General features: G+C 43.8%; 18 protein-coding genes and 2 pseudogenes. 5 read left to right on the top strand and 15 right to left on the bottom strand.

The genetic code is table 11. From position 1 onward, the window contains the following. Nucleotides 1-89: 89 nt before the first annotated feature. Nucleotides 90-938, top strand: coding sequence for a hypothetical protein (locus tag GS398_RS20655; protein WP_160908743.1), 849 nt, complete (start codon nucleotides 90-92; stop codon nucleotides 936-938). Nucleotides 939-1,072: 134 nt separating this feature from the next. Here the strand turns inward: GS398_RS20655 and GS398_RS22360 are convergent, their stop codons facing one another. The 7 genes and pseudogenes from GS398_RS22360 to GS398_RS20625 form a co-directional block, all read right to left on the bottom strand. Continuing rightward, nucleotides 1,073-1,534 (bottom strand): hypothetical protein, encoded by a 462-nt coding sequence (locus tag GS398_RS22360; protein ID WP_202406164.1) that lies wholly within the window; start codon nucleotides 1,532-1,534, stop codon nucleotides 1,073-1,075. Nucleotides 1,535-1,666: 132 nt separating this feature from the next. Next, nucleotides 1,667-1,942, bottom strand: a pseudogene (locus GS398_RS22910) (DUF6602 domain-containing protein); the annotation flags it as partial. 152 nt (nucleotides 1,943-2,094) lie between these two features. Beyond that, nucleotides 2,095-2,538 (bottom strand): hypothetical protein, encoded by a 444-nt coding sequence (locus tag GS398_RS20645; protein WP_160908742.1) that lies wholly within the window; start codon nucleotides 2,536-2,538, stop codon nucleotides 2,095-2,097. A gap of 1 nt (nucleotide 2,539) precedes the next feature. After that, nucleotides 2,540-3,055: a hypothetical protein gene (locus GS398_RS20640; RefSeq protein ID WP_160908741.1), complete on the bottom strand. Its 516-nt coding sequence runs from the start codon at nucleotides 3,053-3,055 to the stop codon at nucleotides 2,540-2,542. A gap of 330 nt (nucleotides 3,056-3,385) precedes the next feature. Beyond that, nucleotides 3,386-3,883 (bottom strand): hypothetical protein, encoded by a 498-nt coding sequence (locus tag GS398_RS20635; RefSeq protein WP_160908740.1) that lies wholly within the window; start codon nucleotides 3,881-3,883, stop codon nucleotides 3,386-3,388. A gap of 68 nt (nucleotides 3,884-3,951) precedes the next feature. After that, nucleotides 3,952-4,197 (bottom strand): hypothetical protein, encoded by a 246-nt coding sequence (locus GS398_RS20630; RefSeq protein WP_160908739.1) that lies wholly within the window; start codon nucleotides 4,195-4,197, stop codon nucleotides 3,952-3,954. Between the two features lie 7 nt (nucleotides 4,198-4,204). Next, complete coding sequence (locus GS398_RS20625; RefSeq protein WP_160908738.1) at nucleotides 4,205-4,690, bottom strand: hypothetical protein; 486 nt, start codon at nucleotides 4,688-4,690, stop codon at nucleotides 4,205-4,207. A 666-nt stretch (nucleotides 4,691-5,356) separates the two neighbouring features. On the opposite strand from GS398_RS20625, the gene GS398_RS20620 reads away from it, so the two are divergent. After that, nucleotides 5,357-6,574 carry a leucine-rich repeat domain-containing protein gene (locus GS398_RS20620; protein ID WP_160908737.1) on the top strand — a complete coding sequence of 406 codons (1,218 nt, stop codon included), beginning with the start codon at nucleotides 5,357-5,359 and terminating at the stop codon, nucleotides 6,572-6,574. A 51-nt stretch (nucleotides 6,575-6,625) separates the two neighbouring features. Here GS398_RS20620 and GS398_RS20615 read toward each other — a convergent pair whose 3' ends face one another. Both GS398_RS20615 and GS398_RS20610 read right to left on the bottom strand, forming a co-directional pair. Further along, nucleotides 6,626-7,252, bottom strand: coding sequence for a hypothetical protein (locus tag GS398_RS20615; protein ID WP_160908736.1), 627 nt, complete (start codon nucleotides 7,250-7,252; stop codon nucleotides 6,626-6,628). 321 nt (nucleotides 7,253-7,573) lie between these two features. Continuing rightward, on the bottom strand, nucleotides 7,574-9,397 hold the full coding sequence (locus tag GS398_RS20610) for a hypothetical protein (RefSeq protein WP_160908735.1): 1,824 nt from the start codon (nucleotides 9,395-9,397) through the stop codon (nucleotides 7,574-7,576). 569 nt (nucleotides 9,398-9,966) lie between these two features. Here GS398_RS20610 and GS398_RS20605 point away from each other — a divergent pair. Further along, nucleotides 9,967-10,398 carry a hypothetical protein gene (locus tag GS398_RS20605; protein WP_160908734.1) on the top strand — a complete coding sequence of 144 codons (432 nt, stop codon included), beginning with the start codon at nucleotides 9,967-9,969 and terminating at the stop codon, nucleotides 10,396-10,398. Between the two features lie 145 nt (nucleotides 10,399-10,543). Here the strand turns inward: GS398_RS20605 and GS398_RS20600 are convergent, their stop codons facing one another. Then, nucleotides 10,544-11,689, bottom strand: coding sequence for a tyrosine-type recombinase/integrase (locus GS398_RS20600; protein WP_160908733.1), 1,146 nt, complete (start codon nucleotides 11,687-11,689; stop codon nucleotides 10,544-10,546). 590 nt (nucleotides 11,690-12,279) lie between these two features. On the opposite strand from GS398_RS20600, the gene GS398_RS20595 reads away from it, so the two are divergent. After that, complete coding sequence (locus tag GS398_RS20595; protein WP_202406163.1) at nucleotides 12,280-12,621, top strand: helix-turn-helix domain-containing protein; 342 nt, start codon at nucleotides 12,280-12,282, stop codon at nucleotides 12,619-12,621. A gap of 50 nt (nucleotides 12,622-12,671) precedes the next feature. Here GS398_RS20595 and GS398_RS20590 read toward each other — a convergent pair whose 3' ends face one another. The 5 genes from GS398_RS20590 to GS398_RS20570 form a co-directional block, all read right to left on the bottom strand. Further along, nucleotides 12,672-12,914, bottom strand: a complete 243-nt coding sequence (locus GS398_RS20590) for a DUF7683 domain-containing protein (protein ID WP_160908732.1) — start codon at nucleotides 12,912-12,914, stop codon at nucleotides 12,672-12,674. Between the two features lie 2 nt (nucleotides 12,915-12,916). Further along, nucleotides 12,917-16,138, bottom strand: a complete 3,222-nt coding sequence (locus GS398_RS20585) for a DUF6443 domain-containing protein (protein ID WP_160908731.1) — start codon at nucleotides 16,136-16,138, stop codon at nucleotides 12,917-12,919. Nucleotides 16,139-16,217: 79 nt separating this feature from the next. Further along, on the bottom strand, nucleotides 16,218-19,349 hold the full coding sequence (locus tag GS398_RS20580) for a hypothetical protein (RefSeq protein WP_160908730.1): 3,132 nt from the start codon (nucleotides 19,347-19,349) through the stop codon (nucleotides 16,218-16,220). A gap of 29 nt (nucleotides 19,350-19,378) precedes the next feature. Beyond that, nucleotides 19,379-20,884 carry a hypothetical protein gene (locus GS398_RS20575; RefSeq protein WP_160908729.1) on the bottom strand — a complete coding sequence of 502 codons (1,506 nt, stop codon included), beginning with the start codon at nucleotides 20,882-20,884 and terminating at the stop codon, nucleotides 19,379-19,381. 127 nt (nucleotides 20,885-21,011) lie between these two features. Then, on the bottom strand, nucleotides 21,012-21,389 hold the full coding sequence (locus GS398_RS20570) for a hypothetical protein (protein WP_160908728.1): 378 nt from the start codon (nucleotides 21,387-21,389) through the stop codon (nucleotides 21,012-21,014). 1,096 nt (nucleotides 21,390-22,485) lie between these two features. Here GS398_RS20570 and GS398_RS20565 point away from each other — a divergent pair. Beyond that, nucleotides 22,486-22,800, top strand: a pseudogene (locus GS398_RS20565) (radical SAM protein); the annotation flags it as partial.

Raw genomic sequence — 22,800 nt, 5'->3', positions numbered from 1 at the left:
CTAACGAAGACCGATCCTCACCTTTCTCCGTCTAAGCCGCAATAGGGAAAAGGTGAGTGATTGGGATGATAAATGCAGTATATTGTGTGATGGAAAATAATATAGAAGAATCTCTCTCACTTTCGATAGATAAGAACACTTTACTAGATATTGGCACCGATTGGGCAGAATTTGGTTTGGACACTTTATTAGATGGCCCTCTCAAAGATATTCCTGTGTTTGGCACCATCCTCAACTTTGGCAAAACAGGACTTGACATCTCCAACTACTATTTCACAAAAAAGGTAGCATCATTTCTCTTCAACCTTTCCAAAATATCGCGAGATAAGAGACGCTCCTTTGCAGATGACTTGAAAAACAGTGAAGGCAAGAAAAGGAAGGTTGCAGAAAGACTAGTTATAGTTCTCAACAAATACGATGAAACACAAAAAGCTCAATTATTAGCCAATGCTTTTGCCGCTTATATAGAGAACAAGATATCTCATGACGATTTTGTTTTGCTTTCGATGGCATTGGACGGCCTTGCTATGGTATACGTTAGAAGGCTCTACGAATATTATACTTTCGATTACCGCTCAAAAGATGACTCTTTTCTAGATGCCTTATTCAGAACCGGACTTGTAACATTAAAGAAGCAAAGTACATTTGATGGAGGGCGAGAGAAATATGAAAAGAATAATTTAGGTAAGAATTTTCGCGATCATGTTATTCCATCAGACCAATACAATACCATCGAAATTTTAACAGGGTTTCTTAGAAAACTCAAAGTAGATGAAGACTTGGACGATGGTTCTTCATTGACGGAAGATCAAGCTATTGAACTCCTTAAGACCATTGACATTGACTCTTACGACAAAATCATTTTCTTCGACAGTAATTTAAAGCTACCGGGAGGAAAAAAGATATTACGAGTCAAAGAAAATAGGTATCTCGCGTAATTGATTATCCGGCTAATTTTTATTCGATTGGGTAAAATCAGGACAGATGACGTGTAGCTATCCCTCAATACGAAGTTACCGATGTTTTAAAAGGGAAGCGAGGATGTCTTAAAGTGTTGAGAATGTGAGCTGATCTAAATAAGAAGGCCCCACTCGTCCCATCTTTCCATTTTGAGCAATGGTTTTGAAGTGACTCTAGTTCTTATTTCTGTTGAGTAAATGTCACTATCCCACCGCCTTAGGTTGCCTTTAGCTCCACCACTTATATTAGCTAAAATGAAGTAAGTCGCCAGTTGCCTTATACTCGGAAAATCCCATGCAAGCTTATTGAATATAGAGCAAATCATTGCTCCTATCGGCGTAAAACTTGGTGACTGCCTATCTTGTTCTTCATTAGAGTACTGCATATATCCTGATCCTGCTGATCCATTGGGGCCGTACATTTGATCCATACCTTCCCAATTAGGTATTTGCTTTGGGCCAAGAAAAACTGTTTTAGTGGATGACCAAAAAGCCAAATCTGCCACACAAACCAAATCCGGCATTTGGATAGGATGGGTGACATGTTTATGATCAGCTTGATCTAATTTGTTCATTATAGTTTCGACAGGACTTGGCTTTACTCCCTTCCATGAATGTGAATGTGCAAGCAAACCGTAAATTATGGGGCTTTGCAACTCTTTATAAGGCGTGCCATTTCGCACGACGCAATGAGATTTTATCTCAATTGAATTTCGTGTGAAACTGTCAATGTGACTAGATCGTAGGGTGGTTTTACACTCAAATGCGGCAACTACACCTTCGGCTAGGTATAGTTTTTTATCTAACAAATGTCTTGGATATTCAGGTTGCAAAACCAAAATATCAACCTGCGGGCCAGCAATTCCTTTATGGCTAAGTATCCTGCCTTTTGTTACTATCTGAAAAGTGGGAGGTAGCCAGTTTCTAAGAAGTGTTGCCCAATTCTCTTCACCCTGGTCGCCCGCTGTTCCCGGATCTTCTGTTGCCCTTTTTGAATTCGATTATATTCATCGGCCATCTGCTGGGTTGCAGAAGTCATAAAGTCTTCTAGGTCATTTGATGGCATAAGTATTGTTTTAGGCTGGAATAAAGATATCAATTATAAGAAAGAGACAGTTGTCAGCTGTCCCTTTAACTAATTGCTGATGTACTTTTTATAAAGCATCGCGCTAATTCCTTTATTCCTATGCCAGTAGTGCCAGTTTTCATATTTACTGAGTTCTGAGAGATCAATGTCGCCGATATAATCATTTGTGATCTTAACCTTGCCATACGAATCCGTGGTACTATTTAGCATGTAAACCCTGCACGAGCCTTGTTTACCTTCTAGGGCGTCAAACACTTTTTCATCGAGCTTCTCGAAATCGCCTGAGAAAGAGTTTATTGAAGCTGTACCGTATCCCCATTTGAATTCGCTGATAGTAAGATTAAGGGATCGATCATCCAGTTCAACGTACGGCTTTGACCGAAACAATGAATATACTTTAAGTCTCAGCCCATCATATTTGGATAACAATACTGTAACTAAGATCAAAGCAGTAATAAGCCAAATAAATGCTGAAACTATTTTGTCTCTCATATCATTTAACCTGGCGATGTATCATTACCCGATAATATTCCGGCGAAGTTTCGCTACGAGGAACAATCGACATTATAAACACATCTCCTTTCCTTGTGAAAACCTTGTTTACGCTCCCGTCATCTCGGTCTTCAAAGTTATCCACCTCTTGCGCGTCACCCATTTTCAGCTCTTCTGTAAACTGCTGATAGGACTTTTTATAGGGAAACTCGTAAACCAATTTTGGTAATCCAGTGCCGTCAGATAATTTTTGAATAACCCATCTGATTGCCCCGTACCTTTTTTTCCCAACCTCATAATACCACACCCAACTGATAAATGACGACGTTTGCTTATGGTCATAGTCCGTCCAACTTGTACTAGATTTCTTTATTATGTCGTCAAGCTTGGCGGTTGCATTTCTAGAGTCAATCATTGCATTGCTGTACATCACAAACAGTTCGGCAAGTGAGAGATTTTGCGCTTTGACGATGGAGGTGATAAAGACCAGGGAGAGAAATAATAATATTCTTTTCATGAGTTCGAAAAGCCGTAACAGTCCCCATTTAGGCGGTTTATAAACACAATAAGCGCAGGACTGAGCTAGTTCGTGTCCAAGGGGCTCGGCAAAGGGCCCGACAACAACAAACAAGTCAGCACCCACGCTTATCGCGCGGGCGTTGAACTCATTTGTTCTCGTTGTCTGTTAAAATTTTGCCGATTCCTTAGACAAGAACAATAAGCTAACGCTTATATCTTAATTATTTAAAAGTAAAACTGTTTCTTTTACTGTTTGGTTACCTCCATTTTGAATTGTTGCAAATTAATTAATTGTGGTCGCCCTTTAAAGTAGCTGATGAAATTTAGTTCACTTAATCCGGTGAACGTAACGCTCTGCCCTGGTATTAATGGCGATTTGAAAAGCAGTCCGGCAATTCCTGTTGTCCCGAAATATGACATTGTTCCTAAGATGGTCGTGACGGGCTATCTCTTCTCGAATCTCCTGCTCGAAAGGGCAATCGGTAAACGAGCAATGAACTTGGTAATTGAAGCCGAGCGGACAACAGAGATACCAATAGAAGTGCGGCGTCATAAAGATGTGCATAGATTCCGCGCTCTTACCGTCATTCATTAACCCCTCTTCGTAGTAAACACGATCCGGATTGTTGGGCAGCTTGCAAACGTGGCTCTTTGCCAAATCGGAAATTGAATTGTAATAGCTGGTGATCAGTTCGTTTATAATGCCAGCGGTGCCTTTATACGTCTTTTGGGCTTTGCGCCAGTATTTAGCGTGTGGTCCGCGATGTGGGCGATCTGTATGAACAGGTTGTTCTGTCTTTAGATTGGGTTTCGTTAGTCTTTCCATGTGAGTTTAGTTTAAGGCTGACCAGTTAGATCAGCCTGTTAATCAAAAAGTGTTTTGCTTGTAATAAGTCAGGGTTCATTGAATGGAATCCCTGTTTCCTCAAAAGTCAGTGGCGGATAATCTTCGTCAATCATCATTTCGAGCCAAAAACGAGGAACGAAGTAAGCGGTGACGTTGTTGATTTTGTCTGTAAAAGGATGCTTAACACATTCACTCTCAAACCAACCGAACTGTTTTAAGCAGTTTACTTCCGGTTCGGGAATCAGAACGAAGTGATCGTGTTGTAAGAGTGGATCATTAAATGATAATTTCATAGTGCGCTTAAGATTGAGGGTTAAAAGGTGTGTCGCATGTGTACATTTTGGCGTAGGAGTGCATACGCTCTAGGATGCGCTTTGAAATCGCGTGATAACGCACCATGTCGAGTGGGCATTCTTTAAGGCAGTTTTCAATGTTCACTTCCGTGTGATCGGACATTGTGGCCTTATAAATATTCCGGATCAGTTTGGTATAGGTGCTATCACCTAAGAAATCGACGATATCCGGATTCGGGCTGTAAACGATGTAAAGCCTGCGGTCTTCACACCTTTCGAGTGACAGAAATAAAAGCGGCGACAGCACTTCATGAATCCTGTCTTGAACGGGATGAACGGAAACATGATCAAGCTCGATTCGAGTACGGAAGGATTCCAACATGCAATTCTTTGCCACTTCAATTGTAGCACGGACAATCTCGTGGTAAGCTTTAATAATCGCTTCGTCGATTGCTTTCAGCTCCTGTGGGCTTTTCAGTTTGAGGGTCTTCATTTCTTGGGGTTTTGACGGTTATCGAATGGTTTGAAAGCGAATTTTACTGATAGATCGACGACAGATTGCTGGATAACTTCCTGGGTTTGGAAGGAAATGGGGCGCTGTTAAATAGTGATGGGCACTATTCTTAATAAGAATTTACAGCGAAATGAGCTTTTGGCTTTTAGAATGGATATATTAACTCTCAGGAACGGCTCGTCTGTCAATTCGCGAATTCAATTCACTTTACTTCGAGATCAGGATCGGGGGTAGATATCAGAGCTAGGTATCCGCTTAAACCTCACATTTAAGTTTTAAATGGCGAGATAAAATGCTAAAAAGGAGAACGATGATTGTATAGCTTAAGGGAGGGGGCCAAATATCTTGATTCGGTAAATTTCCGGAAGGCAGACAGATTAAGAAGTTTTTGGCTGGTAATACTATAGGCAATCAAGTTTTTGCCATAAAAAAGCCCCGAGTGGACGAACCGGCGCGGGGCTATCTAGATAATAGTGAGGATGCCGTAGCGAACCAAGTTTGTTCTTAGCAACCCCGAAGTATACTTTCAGAGAACCAAATCTTCGGTTTCTGCCAAGTTCGGTTTCACTAATCGCGCCCTTGATTTGTTTATCAATCATACCTTTCAGATATTGAGATCATTTTGTCTTTATCCCAAGCTCGCGAATGGATGTGAAATCCTGCCCTCCACAGGAAATGCAAATTAAGCAAAACAAACTTATATTAGCCAACAAGGATCATAGAATGAAAATCAACTTCTCCGCATCAAAACTAGATTTATCGAATCAAAATCTCAAAGAGGTGCCAGCTATAGTTTTTAAATATAAGAACCTTAAAAAGCTGAATCTCAGCAATAATCAGATCCAAGTGCTGCCCAAAGAGCTAGCCAAGTGTAAACGTCTCACTAATCTCGACCTCTCTGACAATTTCCTTAAGACATTGTATGCTAAGCACTTTGATTTGATACATTTGGAAGTACTTATATTAAACAACAATATGTTAAAAGGCCTCCCTAAGCAAATTGGGAATATTAAAAAGTTAAAAAAATTGAGTGTATCGGGAAACAAAATAAGCTCACTACCTAATGAAATTAGCAGTTTGCAATCACTCGAATCACTAAATCTGGCTGACAATGATTTCGTACATTTCCCCGATTCAATATTGGCCCTAAAGAGCTTAAAAAGGATATGGTTAAATAACAATCAATTTCAAGACTTTCCTACAGGCAATATTAAACAACAATTGCCTTCATTGTTGGCGTTATATTGCTTTAGTAGTTTAAATAAAACCTACTTTGGTATCGACCCGGATTACTTGACGTTACAAAAATATAAGGGTAACAGTATCGGTAAAATCAATCTGTTAGCTCTTAAAAGTGAAAATCAGCCAAAATTGATAGATGTGATGGGTATACAAAACGGCGAATCGAAGCAGAAAGCCCCTAAGACTTTGTTCATTAGTTACAGCCATCAAGACGAGGAGTGGTTAAAAAAGATAAATGTATTCTTAGATACGTTGCAATATGAGGGATTGCAACTAAATGTGTGGGACGATACAAGGATCAATACTGGTGATCGGTGGAAAGACGAAATTGAGAAAGCACTACTTCTAGCCGACATAGCAATTCTTATAGTGTCAAGTGATTTTCTACGCTCGCGATTTGTTAGAGAAAAGGAAGTTCCTGTGCTTCTAAAAAAGGCTCAAGATAAAGGGGCCGCTATTCTTCCAATTATAGCAAAACGATGCAGATTTACAACTAGCCCAATTGGTGAGTATCAATCTATAAATAAACCCGAAGAACCCCTAAATGCTCTTGAAGAGTACAAGCAAGACGATATTTTTTTCCGGTTAACGGAGGAAATCGTCAGGATTCTCAAATTGTAAACATCTAATCTTACCCACAAACCAATGAGGAATGTCCGTACTATTTACAAGCTAAAGACTTCTTGGTTCCCTGTTCCTCAAAAAATGAAAATCTTGTAAATCCCTTATATGAGATAAAATTTCGAAAAAAGAGGAATCCAATGTGATCCTCGAATCGTCATGTTCCCTTTCTATAAAAGCTTTGCCGTGAGCTTCAACAAAGCTATGTAAAGGCCATAGGACTTTTGAATAGTAGAGTAAGTAAAGCCTTTTAAGATTTATGGATTTGAATTTTCCACCTATTATTCCGTTCTCCTTGATTAAACCTTCATATATCTCAAAGGAAGTGATCACTAAGTTGAGGTTATCTAGTACGTTATTATCAAAGCCTGTCTTGATATTAAACGCAAAATAGGCCTCCACCCCCCTCTTCCCGTCATAAATTGCGTCATTTATGTCAGAAGTTAATACCGAATAGTACTTTTCAATCTGAGCTCGTTCACTCGATTCGCGATTATTAAAATAGGTTAACGAGCCAAATAAGATTCCGATCGTTGTGACAGCACTTGAAAACACCACAGGTACCATTTGCAAGTCAATTTCTCCGCGAATAAATGCGACAAGATATATCCCGATAACAGTGATTGGAAGAGCTACAATAAAAGAAATTGTAAGAAATTTTAAGATTTGAATTTTCATAAACCCAATAATAAAGTCGTGTTACCTGCCGAAAGTATTTGCATTCTAAGCTATGTAATTCAATCCACACCTCAATCTTCTATAAGCAAAACAAGCCGACAGCGAAAAATGCAACCATGAGATTTTGCCAAAATTTACGCTCAAGGGCAGTTTTAGCTAAAATTCGAGCATAAAGTGATTTTAAACAAAAAAACCTGCATAAAGCAGGCTTTTGTTTTCAAATGGGCTTGTTGTTCCTGAAATTTCGGTTCCGAGTGGTCAACCCTTATAAGAGGTGTAATCTCAACTTTTTAGGAAAAATGGTAATAGGGGGTTTTGACACTAGGCTGCACATCTGAGCTGAAATAATATTTTTTCGATTAAGAAACCATTTTCAGACTTCCCATCGGTCTTTATTTTGCACTCTTTAAGCAAGAACATGCCAAAAGTTTCGAGCTGAGAAGCAGTGGCTTTTTTCGTTGAGCCGTCTTTATTTCTGATACTGAATTTGGTATAAGCATCTTGTAATATCTTTTTAACTTCTGTTTTTAAGTATCTCCTGTTGAGCATAAACATCTCCGCTAGGTGTATGCGTAGCTTCGCTTCTGCGTTTCCGTTGCTTTTTGTAATTAATTCTTCTTTCATTGCTTTTTCATTGTACTGTAGCTGTTCCATGCCCCGTCTACCTAAAATGCTGTAGGCTTCGAAGGCAATAGCAAACTCCTCCTTGTACTTGGCGAGCGTCCGTGATGCTTGCCCATATAAATAATCTTGCTCGTTGGCCTGTAACTCCTCCATCAGATCGACCAGTTCTTTAATGATTTGCGCTCTGCTTTTATTTAGCCTTACTATTTCCGGAAGGTCGAAACTGACATTTTCAGTGTCGTAGTTACATTCTTGCCATGTTTTCATGATCGAATCGTGGCTGTTAAAATGTTCTTTACACGCGTCCCTGCAAATGATTTGATCGAGCTTCATGTGATCTAATGAGGCTGTCTCTCCTTGAAATTCGGCATAGCCGGTTATCATCTCTTTGAAATGATTTAATGGGGCGATCCGATCTTGGATGCGTTTTATTTGGAACAGGTTGTAGTGGTTAATATAATCTGATGCGTGGTAAAGCCATGCCGCTCTGATTTCCTCTTCTGTTCGCATGCCGTGGTTATTAAATGTGTTTGTGATATGATATATCCTATGTGGTCGTTTCTTTCTTAATCTACCTATAGCCTGAAAACCTTTATAGGGGACACTTAGTAATGAATGCGGGATGTGAATGTCCGACACAATTATTATTGTAGCCTCTCTAGAATCTTCTAAATCCCATCCCTCGTTATATCGCTGGCTGTAAAAGTTAAACTTTTTGTATTCACCTTTTTTAGGTGCTTTTTTGAAGTGAACCTTTATTTCTTCGAGATTCGCCATATTACGCTCGTCGTCTCGGCAGTAAATATTTACATCAGTGAGTTTGGCGTTTCTTATGGCGTTTCCGCTTTCTGTTACAGAATTAAAGAATATGTGTACGTTGCCAGGGAACATATCCGGGGTAGTTAGGAAATGATTTAATACCTGTTTTACATCCGGGAAGTTCACGATGCTTATCTTCCCAAACTTCTCTTTGTAGGTAAGCTCATAATGTTGTAACGCATTAAATCTCGGGTCGCTGAACTTGAATAAGGTCGCGGAAGCGATAGTTTTTTTGTCGAAATTCCAGAAGTAGCTGAATGGTGTTAAAATATCCTTCCTGAAAGCATCTGCGGCGTAAGCGTGTGCTTCGTCAAGGAAAAGAAAGAAATTCTTATAAAGCCAGGACAGCTTCTTCATTTCGAATGCAGCTTTAATGATCTTTCCGAAACTCTCAGGTGTGCAGAGTATTTTTTTGTAGGGGACGTCTTCCCTCTTAAGGTAGTCCTGCACCATTTGCCATGTTGTGCCTTCGTAAACTACAAGTAGCTGTGAGTAATCTTTATGTTCCTCGAATTTTGCATCTATGATACTTACGCTGGTCAAAACGGTTATCGTGTCTCTTTTTTCTCTAATCTCGCGGTAGGTCATGCCTAACCCGCATCTTCCTTTATCTACTTGCGCGTTCACGGGAACACCTTCAGGGAAGGCATGCGAGAAAACGTCTTTAAGGTTCATCGGGATGTAAATTGTTGGTTTTGTCATTTCAGTTTGTTATCCGGCTGAGGGACTTATCTTTTGCTGAAGGTGATCTCGAAAAGGAAGGGGGATATCTTATAACAGGGACAGAACTTTTAGGAAGGATGGGATAAATAAAAAAGATCAGCACGAATGCTGATCTCATATATGTAGTACTTCCCGGTACCAGTTCTGAAATGTTATATAAATATACTAAAAATCAACGACTTAAACAAAAATACTTCGTAATAGCTGTGAGCGGTATTGTCATGAATAAGTCGTATTAATTTATCTTAAAGGTTTCAAGCTGGAACTTTTTAACCTTTGTAGCATAATTAATTCGGTAGCCGCAGATGGAGAATAGGTATAGCACCATATTCAGTGCCGATGGGGGGTAGTGTTGTTGCTAGCAACTTGTGGTGGACGAATTACTCTTATAATATTATGGCTCCGCGATGGTGCCTTAAAGATATGTTCTTTGACATGTTGGCAATATTTGTGACAAGTTATCCATGAGAAGAGATGTTTTTAAGTGATTGAATAAATTGATTTTACAACAAATAATTAATTTTTATTCATTTTAAAAGCAAAATACAATGTCAAATACAAATTTTTTAACTGCTTTAACACCTCAACAACTTGAACGTTACAATGCTCTACACCATATCTATGGCGAGCGTGCAGCCGAATTGGTCAGCTATGTAAAGGGGCGTGGGAAGCGTTCATGGAGAACGGTGCAGGCGAATGCACAAAGGATTAATAATCCTTCTTCAATGAAACAGATACAGTATGATGTCGCTATAGATCAAAGTTTTGATCTCAATGAAGTCTATTCATTCGCGGAAATTACGCAGATCATCAGCCAAGTGCGGTTTAGTAATGACCTTCCACCCTTCCACACGCGAATTGAATCGTTGTGCGAAACGGAGTTTTTGATGTACTTCATCGCTGATGACGTATATGACGCACCGAAAGAACTAGGTGGTAAATTGATAGGCTATAAGCCTATCTTTAGGATCAAAGCATAGTTTTCTAATATTGCCAATGTCAAAGAATATGAACCCTATCCCTTAAATAAGGATAGGTTTTTTTGTTTTATAACGGTTTAGCGCATTTATTATAAGCAAAACAAGGGACGGCAAGACACACTAAGTATCCTGCCGTATGGATATATCATAATTCAGGCATCGAATGTTTCAATTGGTCAGACGTAAGCTCTCCCAACCCTCGCAGGTATTTAAGAGTTACAATCATATCAGAGTGACCTAAAAGTTGCTGAAGAATATAAATATCCTTGGTTTTATGATAAACATTTACAGCTGCCGTGTGCCTGAAGGAGTAGATGGTTTGATCATCGGTCACCATTTTCAGTTTGTGCATCTTATGCCAAATCCGTGTCCATGCAGTGTTAAAGTATGCATCATTGAATGGCTCGGTCAGTCCTGTAAAAAGGTTTTCATCAGGTTTGAGCTTGTTAACCCTATCTAGTATTTCCTCTCTTACGTAAGAAGGTATATGAACCACACGAATTTTACCTCCTTTATTTTCGTCCCCCGACAGGTGTATTTCTGTAACATCTTTTTTGAAATGATGACCATGCAGGTTCCGAACCTCCTCATGTGGCCTGAGAAAACAGCCATAGGTGATCAAGCAGCATAAATGTAAATTCGGATGATTTGCCTTTAAGTACTCGAGAATCGGTTTTACTTGGTGCAGTTCATAAATCTTGTGAAGCTTTGCCTTGCTGCGCCTTCTGTCAGTGTCTTTAACTACCGCTAGTTTGCGCTCGATCTGTTTGCCGACTGTTGAGAACAAGACACCGAGATCACGGCGCTTATTCATATAATAGGTGCCTGAGCTACCAAACTGACTGAGAAATTCTTCAATTCTCGGGACGCGAATATTCTCAATATTGCCGTTTAACTCGTCTTGGTTTAAGAAAGAAACGAAGTTGTTATATATGTATCTTAAATTCCTCTTGTAAAACTTGCTTAACTGGGATGATAGCTTCTTCTCTAAAGCATTTTTCAGAAGCGTGCCGGTAGTAAGGACATTGACTTGAATAGCCTCTTTTGGCTTGGCCTCTTCTTTAAGTTCTTTTACTGGATAAGTACCTGCTTCGAGTGCCTTTCTTAATTCGAACTCTAGCTTTTTAAGAAGCTTAGTGCGTTCATCAATCGAGGAAGCATAGTTTGGCTGAATCTTCAACCCGACATTCTTCCCGTTGTACTCCCGCTTGCGTTCGCCGTGAAAGTAAAAGCAAACATAACTTCTGTTGTTTAGGTCATTGCTTGTGACAATTCTTAACTCTGAAAACATAACTGACGCGTTTAGTGACGCGTTTGCGATGAAAAAGACCAAAAAGGGCGTTTAAACGCTCAGGAGGGTAGAGGGTGCAACACTCATAATCTTTTGGTCCCTGGTTCGAGCCCAGGTGGGCGCACTGATAATCAGGCAGTTACACAGAAATGTAGCTGCTTTTTTATTTTTGGTACGGAATAGGTACGGAAAAATAAGACTGTTTTTTGGTTGTGAAAAGTTGTCAAAGTTTTCGCCCTTAGTTCCTCCATGACTATTTCTAAGCTTTACAGTGGTGAGGGATTCTCATATTTGTATGTCTTACAAGCAGAGGGTCACCGGTTCGAACCCAGTAGCTCTTTCACACTGGCAAAATTGCCAGACGTTACAAAATCGGTTTTGGCGTTTCGCTGGATGGCATTGGCGCGTTTCACGATGTCACCCGGCAATTTAGTTCCGGGGCAGGATCATTCGGGGTCGTGGATGCAAATATTAAACGGCTGATCACTGAACACTTGCCAGTGTCGATCAATATCGTAGTCACCAATCACATCTTGCCAGATTACCGGAGCTGACCCGGTATCTAATCGAGCTCTCTAGCACGACGATACGTGGCAGGCATAAACATAGGGGAGCGCATCAAGAAACTGCGCACGAAAAAGAAGCTGACACAGGCCGAACCGGCCGCAAAGGTGGGGTTAACGTACATCCAGGTGGGACGCTACGAGAAGCAGAAGTCTGCGCCTTCCTCGGACGTATTGCAGAAGCTCGTCCAGGCGCTCGATACTACCACGGACTTTCTCATGATGGGAAGCCAGGACGAAGCCGTGGCCGCGCAACTCACCGATAAAGAACTGTTACGACTCTTTAGACAGGTAGAACAGTTAAGCCCAGAAGATAAGCACCCGGTCAAGACGTTTATTGATGCTTTCCTGACCAAACGACAGATATAGGAACTGGCTAAATAAGCAAGACCCGGAGCGACGCTCCGGGCCTTGCTTATTTATACTTGGAAACAATTTACCTCATAGACAAATCGGTCCAAATCAAACTTAAAGCTTGTTATTTCTTCAAGCTTCTTTGCTTCCTGGTTATAAATTGTATAAGCATCATACATTAACGGATCTTCTTTTTTAGGGTTAAAGATTTGTTTTAATAACTCCAGCTCAATATTATCAATGTTATACTCTCCCTGGAATTCCTCTGTTCTCTTGTCAAACCAACTAATTACTCGTTCTATTTTCATAATTATTTCCAAGTTGTGCGCCCAGGAACCGGGGGCTTTGTCATTTGCCCTGTATTAGGGTCAGCACTTCCTTCATGTTTACCATTTCTGTCATAAACCTCTACGTCTCCATGTCGCGAATCCCATTCTAAAACCTTGCCCCTAGGTGTTTTCCATCTCACTCGCCCTCTACTGTTGGGAACTTTTACTGCATCTGGAAATCCAGGTAATGTTTTTGGAGGAGGCGTGTAGGTAATAACGGGAGGTACAAGAGGGACTGTCTGTGGCAAGCCATAATCCCTGTATTGCCAGGTCTGGTGATAATTACTGGGCAATAACATTGCTCCAACAAATGTACCTACTCCAGCCACTCCAGCAGAGATCCCCGAAATAACATATTTTGCACCTTTATGCAGTGTTTTTGCCGCAGTTATTACGATTTCCGTTAAGGTAATACTAGGAATAGGAATTGGAGGAGCAACAGTTGCACTTTTAGCTGTATCGGCAGCCATTCCATCAGGATCGATCATTAAGATCGGGTTGTTTAAAGCATAATTATAAGGTGAAACATATTGAACGTCTTCTGCTAATGAATCGATACTTGTAAAACGCCCTACCACCGGATCATAAAACCTGGCCCCGTAATCATAAGCTGCCCCTTGCGCATTACCCCAGTCTTCCTGTATCTCTTTTCCGTTATAAAGATACTTATTTGCGGGCGATACGGTAGAACCTATCGACTTGCGCGTTCCGAATGCATAGTAATCGTCCGATTGCAGGCGCTCCACAAGGCCGGTAGAATTATTCCTTCTGAAGCTGTATCGTACATTACCCAGGTGATCGGTCAGGTTATACTCATATACGTAACTGCTGCCGCTTTTCCGGGCGATGCCTTCTTCCGTCTGGATAAAGTCGATGCCGTATCCGCTGCCGTTATCAGCGTACTGGATTCCTTTAATATAATCAGTGGTGCCGGTAGTATTGCTCTCCTTGCGCAGCTTGCTGCCTGTAGCGTCGTACGTATAGGTGATGTTGCTGCCGCCGCCGTTGGCTGTTACGGGCAGGTTGAGGAGATTATAGCTGATCGTCTTTCCTACCCGCCCATCGGTGCTTGCATTCCCGTTCAGGTCATAGTTCCAGTTCCCGGCTGTAGTGATGCTTCCCGAAGCGATGCTTTGCAATTTGTTCGTTCCCGGGAAATAGTTATAACTGCTTTCCGTGCCGTTATCCCTGAGCAGGGAACTGATATTCCCCATGGCATCGTAGGTAAGATGCTCGCGCATGGTCGAATCCGATTTTACGGCTTTTACCAGTCGGTTTAGCTTGTCGTACCGGTAGATGAACGTATTCGTCAAACCTGTACCCCAGAGCTGATTGGCGATATTGCCGTTCCATTGTTTTACTGTCCCGTCCTCATAATTCAGCTGCATGGAAAATTCCGTGGAGGTGGTATTCTTCAGCCAACCCCGCGGGTTATAGGAATAACCGGTGGTTTGCAAATTGTCGTGCAGGCTTTTGCTTTTAAGTTGCCCTATCTCGTTGTACCGGAAGTCGGCCAGCGTTACCTCACCACCGGTACCGATCCGCGAGAAACTGCTTAACTTGCGTCCCCAGGCGTCATAGGCGTAGCGGTTAAAGACTTTTACATTTCCGCTGCTGCTGGTATGCACACGTGTTTTGCTGATGACTTCACCGCTAAAGGCATACACCATCGTATCGATATCCATGCCTGCAAGATGGTTCTCCGAGCGGATTTCCTTAACACGACCTTCATCATCATAATAGTTCACCGTCAGCAACATGACGTTATGCGGCAGGATCTTTACCTTGATGCCGGTAAGCAAGCCCTGTACATGGGTGCTTCTCCCGGCCGGAGGCCCGGAGAAGGTATTATCGTAAAAATTATAATCGTCGTAATAATTGATCGTCAGGTAACGGTCGATCCCGCCTGTGGGCAGGCTGGCCACCGTATAACCGGATGTGTCTGACATCGAGCGGCTCTCCCAAAAGTTGGTCGTCTCGGCATTGAGGCTGTCCTGCCGCTGCGCCCGGGACTGGCTGTTGTTAAGCAGGCCGGTCAGTATCGTTCTCCCTAGGGCGTCATACTTGGTAAATATCCACTTGTTGCCCGCGCGCTGAATAGAATCCTGCGTCATTACCATTTGGTCGAGCTTGTTGTACACCATATGGTCCCAACCTTTACCGGGCACCCGTTTCTCGATCAGGCGCCGCCTGCCATCGTAACGGTACTGGTAGCAAAGGTTAGTGAGCGCATCAGAGCTGACACTTCCTGCGTCCGGGTCGACCCCGGGCGGCAGCACGAAGCTGAGATTGCCCAGGTCGTCATATACATAATAGGTGGAATAGAACGTGCTGTCGTCCTTCCATACACGTTTAAGCACCACGCGGCCTTCCTTATCTTTATACTCATGGTTGATGCCGCCCTTCCCGCTTACCCAGTTTTCATCTTTAACGATCGATACCGTAAGCTGGCCGGCGGCATAGTTGCCCGGCGTATAAAGCCGGCGGTGGTGGGAAGGCCCGCCGGTAGTCGTAGCGAGCCAGAGCCGGGCGGTCATGTCCCCCGAAGATCCATTGACGCCATATTCACTAATTACCGTGTGACCAGCCGTATCGCTACGTGCCACTGAAGGTCTCCATGGCTGACCCGGCGCTCCCTGTTGTTCGATGCGGTTAAGAGGCGAAGGCTCGAACACTGTGCGGGCGTAGGGAGCTATGGTGCTCACATGGTCGGAGCTACCCTGGTAAAAGCTGTATTGGGCGCTGCCGATGTAGCCGCCCGTTCCGGTAAGGGCATCGCTCCGGTAACTGCCGCCGGTACCCGAAGCGGTGGAGTATGGCAGATATTTAAGAACTTCCCGGCCGTAAGCGTCGTAAGCCACAGGCTGGACCACATCCTTCTGGCTCGGGCTGCCCTGTACCTGCACTGTTTGCATCGGGCGACCCAGTCCGTCCAGGTACTGGATCGTTTGGTTCACCTCGCAAACCGTTTTTCCGGACAAGCTGGTGATGCCGGCCTTCCGCATGGTGTTTGTAACGACATAGTTCTGACCGGACGATGGCGTTGAGGCGAGAATGGGGCAACCGGCTGCATTTGACGTAAGGCGCGCCCGGAAAGAGGGTACCGATCCCGTACTGAATCCCGGCAGCAACCGGATCGTGTCTGTGGCGATGATCTCCAGCTCACCAGAGAACACGCTTTTCACCACTGTTTGCTGTGACAACGCAATGAACGGACAGACGGCCGCGATCAGAGCTGAAACCAGATTCTTATAAACGACTGAATATGGACGCTCCATGCCTTTAATTTTTATAGTGATAGCTGAAGGTTTTGACCGGGTTGCCGTCCTGGTCTTTGATGGCAATGAGGCGCTGGAAGGAATCGTAATCGTAATAAGTCGCCTTATTGCGTCCATCGCTTTGACTGGTCATACCCACCAGCGGTTCATAGGTATAGGTCGTCATCTCAGCATCGGCAGGGCACATTCGCAGGTCGTCGTACCAGACCGTGCCGGCTGAGTTATTGTCCACTCTCAAATTGAACTCTGCAGCATCGGAAGGCACATCGGCCACTCCTTCTAAAAGCACCCATCTCCCTGTTACCATACTACCCGTATTGTGAAAGTAGGGGGGATAGCCGAGTTCCCCGGCTCTCTTCATCATCAGGAATATCTCAGAACTTGGTCCTGTGCTATATACCCACACCGAGTAACGCATCTTTTTAATGCTTCCAGCGGTGAAAGTTAGCCAGGTAGAACTAAAGATATAAACTTCTCCTGAACCGCCGTTTTCGATCTTACCGGAGTATTTTCCGGTATGGCGCCTGGTCGTATCCCGCACCATTCCGCTGCCAAATCCGAGGGATTCTTCGAAGTTGTGGTGGTAAAACTGATCATTTGCGGAATTCTTGGTTTCGGCAATTGGATATTGGTCGCTATAGCCCCACTGATAGGAAGTGGGTGGCGCATCCACCGGTGTAACGTTCAGCACTTTTCCCCTACTGGTATATGCATTGAATTGAACACGTGATTCATACCGGCTATCTTTACTAAACGAGCCTGCTGTGGTTGAAAAGGGGAGCACCCCTGCAGCGGTATTGGAAAACTTGAATCCGGAAAGCGGCGTTGGTGCATCTATTTTCGCCACCCAGATTTTATTGATAAGGCCTTTGCCGCCGGCATTGTACTCAGTAAGTTGACCTGACACTGCAAAAGTGCCGGATCCATTCGTTACACAAGTCACCTGCTCAATCGGCAAAGCAGTCTGGTGGTTCGTTATCATGTCATTGATAAAGGTGGTGCCGGCGGCATAATCCCCCGGATACAACGTGTAAGAATTATATTCATTTCCTTTGCTGTCCACAGATTGTTCACGGGTGACATTTCGGTGAACTGTATTGTTATAATAGAAGTTCTTCACAGTTTCCGTGTACACGGAGGAACTACCGGTTGCCATGGATCGTTCAGTGGTTTTTTTCAATGTGACCCATTGTGAATAAATGCCAAAGGAAGTAACGGCTAGTAGATCGTATGTGCGGCCTAAATTAGTCGCATCCCAGCAGGTATAATCTGTGAGAAAGCCCGCCTTAAATCCATAAACATGGCTTCGTTCTGTTACGTCATATTCATTAATAATAGAATGGATAAGAATTGACGATGCAGAGTAAACCTCCTCTTTAAGTAGTAGGCCCCCTTGTGCGTCTCGCACCGCACCCGGCGCAAAGGGGAAGCCGGTGCCGCTAGACACTTCCGCTTCGGTAAAATAAGAAATGGTTTTTCCCTTCTCGCCTGATTCGCCGTCGTAAGTGATCACTTTGCCGTACGCAATGAGATCGGATCCCCAACCTCCGTACGAAAAATTATTGCCGGATGTCAACACTGTATAGGTAGTAGGTGTAGACGATCCGACGCAAGAACCGGGTACCGTTGTGTAGGTATAAGAGTAAAAAGCTGCCCCGTTCGGAATGGGCTGATAAACGTATGGGTTTAAATATTCATATCTCTTTGTCTGGATGGTACCATTGCCGTCATCTATCTTGATACGCTTCACACGGATTCCACCGATGAATATTGAATCTAATGAAAAGCTGTCGACGTAACTATGCGCCTCATACTGATATTCTGTAGACCCACCCGTAGGGTATACTATTTTGATCAGTGATTCGGCGGCTATAACGGCAGGGTTTACATTACGATTAGCGCAATGAATGCTATCCTGGAATGGGTATGCCAGGTAAGGGATCAGCGTTAAATTGCTTGCGCCGTTGTAAAAGCCATAGTGATCCTGCGCAAAAGAATCGAATTCTGGCAAAGCGGTTGCGTTATAGTATAATTGGTATTTTTTGCCCGCGGCGTTGGAGGCTGAATATTCTGTAACTTCCGTGAGCTTAAAACGGCCTGTGGTGGAGTAAGTGAATTGAAATGATTGTATGTCCTGGGCGGCCGATTTAGAATATCGCGCAATTTTTGAAAGATACTTACCTCCCCGGACAGCGGAGGTGCTGCCATAAGTAAAGTTTATCGTTTCGTTTGGAAGGTCGATGGAAGAAAGCACAGGCGAAATAACTCCCTGGGTGATCGATCTTGTCACCAACCCATTGAAAGTCGGCGACGATGTTGAAACAATGTAATTTGTCGTTTGCTGCACGGACAGTGTAAAACTGTAGGACAAGGGCGAACTATAAGAAAAAGTTACATCGCTGCTTCCATCTGCAAACTTAATCTTTGTCAGGTACCAGCCTGTAGGATAGGTCAGAAAACCATGAACATCTTCTACCGTTGTCGACGAAAATTCCCTGGAATTGCTGGTGCTTCCAAAGTAGTAAACAGTTCCTTTGTTGTCCGTAACCGTCCATTCATCACCTGATTCTGTTAATGGACTGGTAATCTTCAGGTCAGCATTGTTTGTACATTGCCAGTTTCCATCCTCATCGTAAAAAAATTTACCAGAAACTCCCATGAAATTAAAACTATACACATCCGGTTCAGCATCAAGCTGACCCCAGGCTATCTGTTCGACGAAGGCATACTCACTATCGGTAAGGCCGCTTGTCCAACCCGCCTTTGCCATCGGGAATGCGGCACTGGTAGAAAAATATCCCCATCCACTTTCATCCGGAAGGCCACGAACTACACGAGTGATGGCACCGCCTGCATTCAGTGTAAAACCAAGTCCGACCCTGCTCGGTTCCTCACTCACGCGGATGCCTGTGCCGCTATAGCTCAGACTCACAGAAACTGGGTGTGATTGATTTTGGGTTGTGAAAAGCGGAATTCCAATTCCCGGATTGCCGGTATAAAGCGAGGTAGTGATCTCTGAATACTTCCCCAGAGATGCTGTTTCCGGTGAAGGTGGAATTACTTTTGGCAGCATGTTTTCCTGTGCGTGGGCGACAACGGCTAGAACAGTCAGCGCTGCAATGAATTGGATTTTCATTGTTTGATAGTGATGATTGTTTATTTAAACTATTTCTTTATCTGTTTTTTTAGCACTTCCACTTCTTTTTTCAATTCAATCAAATACAACGTCAGTTCCTCCACCTTCTGCAGCAGCTTAATATTCATCTCCCCCAACTGCAGCCCGTTTTTCTGCATATCGGCTGCCGGGGCGATCTCGGGCAGATGCTTGTTCTCTTTAACGTACTGCTCTACTTCATGCAGCGGCTTCAGTGCATAATCGTCGGCAAACACAAAGTCGGCCCCTGCCGTTGCGGTGATTATTATCTCCCTGGCGTGAACTTTTCCTGCCACGGTCAGCTTTTCATTGGGCGCGACGGTCCCGATCCCAACGTTTCCATTACTGCGTTTCAAATAGAGAGTTTGTATATCGACATTGTTATTTTCACCTGCGATCGAAAGATCACCATCCGTAGCGCGTTCATAGAAGTTCCACCCGTAGGCATTATTAGGAGCCAGGCGAAGAGTAGGAAAAGTATCTGAACTTGTAGTAATTACCAGTTTTCCATCAGGACCTGATGTCCCGATCCCCACATTCCCTCCCGGCAGAACGGTAAACCGTTCAGTTTCGAAGCCGGAACCATACACACCGTCGCCCCCGTCTTCCCATATGCCAAAGCGGGTAGTGTTCTGCGAACCGCCGAGCGACCATTGCTTGGCGCCGCCGCGGTAACCGAAAAGCAGCCGCGGATCGTCCGTACCTGGCATATCTGTTGAAAGGGTAAGTACATGCCCCCATGCCTGGTTGCCCGCTAAACGGAACAATCCGGAAGGGCCACCCGCAGCCGGCGGGCCGACCTCGAGGCGTGCCCGCGGGAGCGGCTGTCCCATGCCGATGCTCCCGTTAGACTGGATGACCATCTTCTCGTTGTTGTCGGTCAGGAAGTGCAGGGACGTTCCATAAGGCGCATCGAAACCCAGGCCGTTAACGTCTCCCCATATAACGCCCTTGCGGTTACCGCCCTGCATAAAATCTATCGTTGAGGATGAACTCCCGTTTATTGCCAATCCCTTGTAACCGCTGCCGTAATAATAGGGAGTCGTCGTCCCGATCCCCACGTTTCCTACTTCATCTATGCGCATCCGCTCAGATAAACCGCCGCCGTGTAAATGGGTACCAAATGCCAGGTACCCGCCAAAATGACCGGATGAACCGTTGCTCTTTCCTCCTTTGATCATGCCGAAATCGGCGAAGCTATCGCCTGAATACTTTCCGCCAAAAGAGAGCGTACCACCCGCATCGGCGGCCTGGGAAGCATTGGAAAGAATTCCGACTGTTGAATTCACTGCCGCGCTTACGGTGGTAAAATTGGCGTTCGGCCCCTCGAACATCCCCGCAAACGGGATATTGTCAGAACCGGTGGCAGTGACCCTGGTGCCGCTTGGAAGTACATGAAATAGCGCGAGCGGCGTTTTGGTACCAACGCCAGCGTTACCTGTGGAATCCAGTTTGTTTTGCGAGCGGGACGAAGAAACCAGTAGAAATGAAATGATGATGGTTAGGTAAAGTCTCATAATAATCTGTTAAGGGACTGCGTAAATGCCAATTGATACAATGGAGGTTAAAAGAAAAGAGCGTGCTCAACTTATTCCGGTCTGGACTAGGTGGATATAAGCTGTCGAAATGATAGTAATATATATGTTACCGGCGGTTGCCTGGCTGCCGTGTAATGGTGCTGTCTGTCTCGGCATAATAGGCGCCTCTGCGTTTGGCACTATATGCTTTCAGCTCCTGCGGAGTAAGGATTGTCCGGAACTCTGCTTTGAGCGAGGCGATCAACGCCTGGGTTTGCAGTGATGGTGCATTTGTGTCTCTTGCATGAGCAAAGGCCGTTTCTTCTTTTTGAAAAAACGTATACAGGGCGTTTATCTTAGTCTCGCTGATGGTAATGACCGAGGTAATGTCTTTGACTTTCATTACTACGGAAAGGGAATAAACGGGCGGTTCTCCGGGAGGAGTTTGTGATCTGGCGATGGCTACGGAAAGAATAAAGAAAAGCAGCGTAAAAACAATTTTCATAGGAGAGTTGTTAGATATAAGGTTAAACTTCAAAGCATCATCTTGATTGTAAGGTACCACTTTGCATCCACGAGTAAACCATGACCAGATAGATTGTTGACTTTAATATTTCAACAAGCGTTGAAATATTAAAGTCAACAATCTATTATTCTTTCAGCAATTTTCGCGCGCGAAAACCTTAACAATCCTTTGTAATAATTGAGGCGCTTTCATATACTCTTTTTGTAACGGTTTAAAGGCTATTTCATAAAAATTTTGGAAGTGAACCCGGTAAAGTCATCTACGTTCTGTAACCAAGACCTCCCGCTCTCTTATTATTTTTCGCATTACTAATCCAAGCAATTGGTGATAACGATGCCCAAAGCGTCGTCGCTATATCGTTCTCATAGTCTCGCTGGTCATCGCCATTCTATGCGCTTTGCTGATTCCAGTCGCTTTTTTCAACCGGCCTGAAAGTGATACCCTAATTAATCAACCTTCTAGCCTGTAACCAATCCAATTACGTTCAACAACAATCCTGTTGTCGTAGATGTCGCGGCCTTCGACTTTGAGTTCCATCGCTGAAAGTTCCCGCCTGAGCTTTACGACACATTCTTCCGTATCCTGTTCGCTGAAGCGAACGGAAAAGACATCCAGATAGCCATTCTGCAGTATTACCTTTTTCACGGTGTCGGTAATGGATATGTTATGATAGGATTGAGATCAAGGCTGATGCATTCCCTGATAGAGCTTCTCTCTAAAGCCTGGAGTAGGATGTCGTTTTTGATTGTCTGCTCATCTGCGGCGACTCCTGAGGTGTAGCCTGTTTGTACATCGACGGTATAATTGGTTATTGCGCCTAGATATGGGGCTTCATCTAAATTTATCACTGTTACGTAATCAGTAACATCACCACCCTTAGTTCCAGTCATAGTCGTGCCCTGAACTTCTCCGTTCTGAACCACCACCTCGTATTCATTGCAATTGCTCCAGCTATGTTGATATTGAAGAAAACGACATGCTGCTTGACAATGATTGAAAATACCAGAGGTAAAGGTTATCTGAACGCGACCACCGTTGATGTCAATTGCGACTGTGGAACTTAATACTATTGAAGATGACTAAAGATTTAGTGCCGCGTAGATCGCCAGAACTGCTTTCCGGCCTGATCAATGACGATTACGGCTATACAGTCAATTGTTCATATCCGCACTCGTTTCGGGTATTGAACAGGCGACAGTATGAAATTTTGCAAGGAGTGGACGGAGTGGCTGATCTGACAGCCATTGCCGACCGACTGGCTATCACCCAGGCATTGCTGGAAAAGTTTCTGGCACAATTAGCCCGGACGGAAATCATTCGCTTTGACGGTGCATTCAGCAGGCCGCAAAAACCAATAAGCCCGAAAGCCTTGAATTTCTGGATACATACG

The sequence above is a fragment of the Hufsiella ginkgonis genome, from assembly GCF_009834915.1.
GTDB lineage: Bacteria > Bacteroidota > Bacteroidia > Sphingobacteriales > Sphingobacteriaceae > Hufsiella > Hufsiella ginkgonis.
This window is presented reverse-complemented; position numbering and strand designations above follow the sequence as displayed.